This is a genomic window from Modestobacter marinus (assembly GCF_019799945.1).
GTDB classification, from domain to species: Bacteria; Actinomycetota; Actinomycetes; order Mycobacteriales; family Geodermatophilaceae; genus Modestobacter; species Modestobacter marinus_B.
On record NZ_JABGCH010000067.1, the window covers coordinates 1 to 6649 of the forward strand.

General features: G+C 33.3%; 1 protein-coding gene. It reads left to right on the plus strand.

The window, feature by feature from the left end:
* The first annotated feature begins 2602 nt into the window (after nucleotides 1-2602).
* On the plus strand, nucleotides 2603-3463 hold the full coding sequence (locus HK417_RS23940; protein ID WP_222273057.1) for a zinc finger domain-containing protein: 861 nt from the start codon (nucleotides 2603-2605) through the stop codon (nucleotides 3461-3463).
* Nucleotides 3464-6649 lie beyond the last annotated feature (3186 nt).

Sequence of the window (6649 nt, forward strand, 5' to 3'; positions counted from 1 at the left end):
TTAGAAATCTGCACATCTCTCACCTCTCCTCTATGGGGTTCACGGCCATGAGGGTCTCTACCCTCTAGTTTAATGGATGATGGGTTTTTAAGAAACCCTACATGATTATTACATGTTCTTAAGGTTAGTAAATGTGTTTATATTAATTCTTGAAGCATGCAATAATATGAAATTAAATGTGTTTAATTTCAAGTGTTCTTGAGAGTTTGGTTTTGGTTAATTCATGTGATGAAGGTATGTTTTTAATTTGTTAAAAACACATAAGGTTACTGCCTAATGATGTATTAATGTATTAAAATTGTTTTTATACATTTTTATATCATAGAATTAATTTTAAATGAGATTTGAAATGAATTCTGGGTTGCTGCATTTTCTGGGCAGCAACATGTAAGTACTTTAAAAATCTTGAAAAATTGTTTTCTGGATTTTTTAAAGCAAGCCACTTATTAACTTCATTAATTCTAGGTCTTAACAATCTATAGGAAAAGTTCCCATGATTTTTGATGATCTAGAATAGCCACATAAGAATTTATGTGATTAAGAGTCGAATCTGTCAATTCTGACTCTATGTCACAAAAACTCTCAAATTAATTTCAAACGTTGGAATTAATTGATGAGACCCCTGCCATTGTTTAGAGGACTGAAAAAGCTTGTGAAATGAAGTGTTTTGAGAACTTAGTTCACAAATAAAATGAGTTAATTAAATTGATTTGTGTAGGAATTCTTGAATCTGCCATGGTTAAGAGTTCAAGTCACAAATAGCTCTAAAGTGAAACCAAATGTTGGAATCACTTAATGAGACCTATGCCATTTGAAAGAGGACTTAAAATCCTTGAGAAATAGTATTTTTCAGATATTAAAAGGTTGTTTTAATATAGAAGAAAAATATTTCAAAACAGTACCCAATTGCTGGAATTTCTGGTTTTAGAAATTGCTAGTTGTTTTGAATCTTATTTTGAGTTATTATTTATTCCACTTATGTAGGTTGATAGTGATTGATCTACTCTGCATATTAAAGTGTTAATAGCATAGTAGGAATTGTGATAATAATTTCTCAAAGTATTATTCATGTTTTAATTAAAACCCTAATTGCTTTGTTTTAGTGGTTTTAGTTATTTTAAAAGAAAGTGTTCTTTGATTTTCATATAAGATATGATTATATACTTTTAATGAGATTAAAAGTAATTAGTTATTATTATAGGATAATAATAATAATGGGATTATTATTGTTATAGGATAATAATAAAGAATGTGACTTTAATTAATTAAATGCCATATGCCATCATCATTATTATAATTGCCTTTACTTAATGTAGTTTTCCTTTTATTATGCAATGTGTTGTATGATAATAAAATGGATGATTATGGACTTAAGACCAATTTAAAATGAGTTGAGATTGGCCGCATGTGATGTGACAGGTTATTGAATGGGTTTTTATTTAAATGAGTTTAAATAAATGTGATGTAATTATTAAAGGCTTTCATGCCTCTTTCCCTCTATCTCTCTTCACATGTAAATCCCCTATTTCCTTTAATCCCCTTCTTTATATTTAAATGTTTGTATTTTAAATTCAAAAAGAAGATCATGGTGGAATCCTGTTCGAGAGACATCAAGCACTTGAGAAGTACTTGGCAAGAGGAATGAAGATCTTGTGAAGATTTTCAGTATTATGTAATGTGTTGCATATGTGTATAATTACGATCACTCGACCCACCAATATAAGACCTAGGGTTCAGCTTTAGTGGCTCTAAGCATGAACCCAACCCTAAAGTCCATAATCAATCCAAGGCCCATTATATATTTGTGATGTATGCTTGCATGGGCCTTGACCTGATTTATTATATGTTCAAGATGAATCCATCGCAACCTCTAGGAGGTCAGTGGGAGGATAGTTGAGAACTAATAATAAAGGTGGGTCTAAACCTTATGATATATTGTGATATATAGTAGATATGCATGTGATGTATGATTGTATGTTTATAAAAATGAGACCTTTATACAAAACCCCTAATTTTTATAAAACTTAAATTGTAAGGAAGAGGCATGCAAATGCTTTATCCTAGCCTCCTACCATTACAAGCTATGAGGGTCTTTATGGTGGATGTGTTTGGCTGCAGATATGTGGGAACACATTCATTTGTAAAGATTCAAACAGGCTTGTGGCATATAGGATATCATGAGGTGCGATAATGGGGCTACCAAGAAGCCGATAGGTTGCGGGATGCCACATTCAATTGACCATACTCATGTGAATGGTAGGTATGATTTAACTATAATATACTAACCAATAAACTATTATGTGAGGTTATTATATTCTAGAGGCTAAAGGATGATTGGGACTTGCTTGAGAAGCATTAGGATAAAGAGTTATCCACCCCTTTGAGTTAGTGGCCCAATAACCTAACATGTGAGGGTCCACTAGTTCAAATGGGACTCCAATCCCTGCTATGGAAATTCGAACTATGTTTGAAATTCACAAAGTCTCATCTTAGGGTGTATGAGATTTGAACAAAGTAGTGGGAGGAAACATATAAATTAAAGACCAGAAATTTAATGTTTTCAAAATATGAAATTTATTAATATTATTATTTTCTATTGTAGATGGCACCACTAAACCCTTTATCACGTATTCTTGATGACAACCGTTTAACCGGTCCCAACTTCAATGACTGGATTAGAAACCTGAAAATTGTTTTAGCCGCCGACAAAATAGACTATGTCTTAAAATCTCCACGTCCTAATGCTCTTCCCGAAGGGGCATCAGAAGAGGAACAAGTTACTTATAAGAAGTGGCTTGAGGATGATATTCAGGCGAGGTGCTATATTATGGCATCGATGACTAATGAGCTCCAAAGGCAACATGAAGTCATAGACAGCTCGCATGCTATCATCACCCATCTTAAGGAGCTGTATGAGTCTCAAAATAGGGTTGTAAGGTACAACACTGTGGGAGAGCTCTTTGCTTGTAAGATGGTGGAAGGGACATCTGTCAATGAGCACTGCTTAAAGATGATCCGCAATATTCATGCCCTGCATGATCAAGGGGTGGATATTTCTTCTGAGATGGGGACTGATATTCTGCTTCATTCACTTCCTAATAGTTACAAACCATTCATCATGAACTTTCACATGTCTGATGTGAATGACAAGGTCTCTCTGACCGACTTGATGAATATGCTTGTGACTGCTGAAGAGACTTTGAGAAAGGACTCTAAAGGAAGCGCTTTAGTTTTTTATGGTGCTTCAACTTCTAGATCCAAGCCTAAGGGTAAGGGTAAGAAGAATTCTCCATTTAAAGCTAAAGGAGGTATGAAGAAGAAGGAGAAAGAGTCAAAAGACTCTAAGGGAAAGTGTTTCCACTGCGGTAAAACAGGTCATTGGAAGAGAAATTGCAAGGAGTACCTAGCAACTCTGAAGAAAGGTTCTTCTAGTGGTACGTCTTGTCATTTATTCATTTACTAATTTCGAATTAGTATTCTGCTTATGGTATGCGATACCTAATTGTTTTATTGTACAATGCGATTGTATATAGGAGACAAGGGGAAGCAGAAAGAAGAGTGATCTTCAGGCTGGCTTTGTTTGGAAAGGCTCAAAGTGTTGCTGCCTTTGACTTTGAAGCCTGATTTTTACTTATTCAGAATTTTAAGAACTTTTTAATTGCTGGATGTAATAATTACTTCCTCTGGAAGTCTTTATTTTAGTAATGTTTGTTTAAACATTTATTTGATTTTATAAATCTTTAATATTAGATATTTCAGATTTTGAAATCTTATCTGGCAACTGTCTTAAAGTTCTTAATTCTTTACAAATGCCTTGAATGAATAAAAATTAAAGTGTATATGAAGATTAAAGGGATAATACATGAGATGTATAAACCCTAACTTTTAGCTTATATACTTCATGAATAATAGATAATTGAAAAGTTCAATTGATTATTATGAAGTAAAACTAAAAGAAAGATATTGGGATATCTTAATAATCTTATATCACTTAAGGACCTTTAAAATGTTAAACGATATAGTTTAAAGGTTATTTGATAATATGAGATATTTCAAATAAACTTTAAAAGAAAGTTTTTCTAAATAAAGAGTTATTAGAAAAACAAGTTTTCTATATAAAGAGTTATAAGAAAACATGGTTTCCATATTAGTTTAAAATTATACCTTTATAAAACGACAAAGGGAATTTTATGTAATTAAAGGGTTTAATACATAAAGTACCTTAGTTTTTAAAAGGACTAGTGGGAGCATGAAAAGTCATCAAATTAATTTCTTTATTAGTACACACTATTAATACTAAAGTAGTATTAAGAATTCCATAATCGTTATAGGAATTCAAATCACATCAAAAAGGAGTTTTTGAAATGATTAATTCATATGAGATAAATATTTGAGAAATATGAGACTCATATGAGAATAAAGTATGTACTTATATCAATATCAAGAACATGCTGCAAAGAGTTGTCAGGCAGATATTGATAATCAATTCAGAATAGAGATTCAGAATAGAAACAAGTTTGTTCTTAAAAGAGTTTAAGAATGAAATACTTGTATTTCAAGAAATTACTAAATACACGCCATTTACATAGATTGCCTAATAGAATGTCGAGTGAACAAATGCTTTCTTTTGGAAGCATAGGTCTCATTTACTAGGACATCAGAGTTGGCAGCAGAATTAGTTTAAATACTATTATTGAAAATAATAAAATGCAAAATGGTTTTGCATCTGATAATCTACCTTGCCTATACACTAGAGAGTGCAATAAGCCTTGTCTTGCGAAGACTAGTATTCGATACTATGATGATTGGCTTTAGTGCAAGTGGGAGATTGTTAGAGGTATGCCCTAAAACCAATCCTAAAGGGCATATAAGTTTCATATTATTTATAAATGAAGGTATAACTTATCTGATGTGTATTAAACACATTAATGATAAGGTCCATGAATAAATGATAGGAGAAATATTCATCTCAAAGAGTTGAGATAGAGAGACTGATAATTTCTCATAGACATTTATTCTAAAACAGTTCCTACTCATAGGTTTGTTAAAGTGGATATTTAACTAACCGTATAAGAGTAGCACAGATTTAAACTGGCTCCAATGGGAGGATAGGTAGTCTTTCCTATCGGTGTAGTGACACTATAGTTAATCTGTGGGTGCACATTAGAGAATGTGTACACTGAACTAGACCAGCTTAGAATATTCCTATGGTAGTCATGTCAAAAGGAATATTCTTGTGCTACGTCCATATGGTAATCCTAAGACCTGAGACACCATAGCTGTCTTATGCATGGGTTGCTAGAGTTTGATAGTACCTTGTATTGCCTTTTTCAAGGTGGTAATCCGGTGCTCATTGGCTCTAGTGAGTTATGTATGAAGGCAGGTGAGTGTGCGATAAGGGATCATCACTCTCAGTTTGATGAGAGAGAATGTCAGGATAGTTTATAAGGATAGTTCTCAAAAGGAATCTCTGGCCAGAGTGAAAGGCAAACAGTGAAAAGAGTTTCACTGCTTCTGCCTATTTGAGTTTATCTCTTATGAACAAACATCAAGGAGTCAAGATAGGGTTTGACTTATAAACCATACCTGATTATCTTTGACTGTGACATTAGGGGATGAAGGATTAAGTAGCATGAAGGGTTCGCAATAGTTCTGCTATTCACCTAAACCTAGGGTATGTCGTGATATGTTGCTAGACGTCACTCATGACCAGTGTAGGCCAATTGATAAAGAGTTATCAATAAGGGCAAAATTGGAATAGTTCCAATTGAACCTAAAATGGAAAGTTTCCATTTATAGGAGACATAGAGATGTCCCTGTCCACTGCTAGGTTGGGGTGAACCCAATGGGTCACACACAATAAGCTTAAGTGATTCTCTTAATTGAGTGAGAGGAGCTATTCAGGTTATGTATAAGCTTATCCTTGTTTAATTAAAGGGTTAATTAATTAAAGGATAGGGATACACTAAACTGGAATAGGGTTATCCTAAAATGGTTTTTGGTCATGCTAGCACTAGTAACCAAACACCATCATAAGAAGAGAGGTGATATAAAAGGGAAGCTATGGGTTAGGGTTTCATAATGTTCATGCATCATCAACCCTAGCCTCCCTCTAGGATTTTGACTCCACACCTCTCTCTCTTTCCTCTCAAGCTTGTTTCTTCAACAAGAGTTGTGAAGAACAAGAAAGTTAAGGGATTTTAGGCTGTGTGGATTACTGTTGGAGGCACTGTAATTTCGGTGCTCAAGGATCGAAGGAAAACTGCAAGCTTGGAATAATCAAGTAAGTATGATTTACTGTATTTGATTATTTGTTATCATTATGTAAATGGTGAAATTATATGTGTTCTTGAATCTCTATGTATGTAATTGAGTCCTGCAAGTTTGTGAATGGAACCCTAACTTGACAAAAATTTTTGTTTACACTTCCGCTGCGGGGTTCCATGGTCGCATCCTTTCAGTGGTATCAGAGCCTATACATACATGGATTTGGGAATTGATGATGGCATTTTAATATGGTTTAATTAATTAAATTCAAAGATTATGATTTTTTATATCATATGTAAAATTGGGTACTAGGATTTTTTTTTAATCCTATTGTTTTATTTCTTGGCATCATGGTTTTAATTCTCTTTTATTATATGTGGGT

Bases quoted from the DNA above. Each gene is read 5' to 3' on its own strand.
- HK417_RS23940 (WP_222273057.1), top strand. From the start codon at position 2,603: ATGGCACCACTAAACCCTTTATCACGTATTCTTGATGACAACCGTTTA.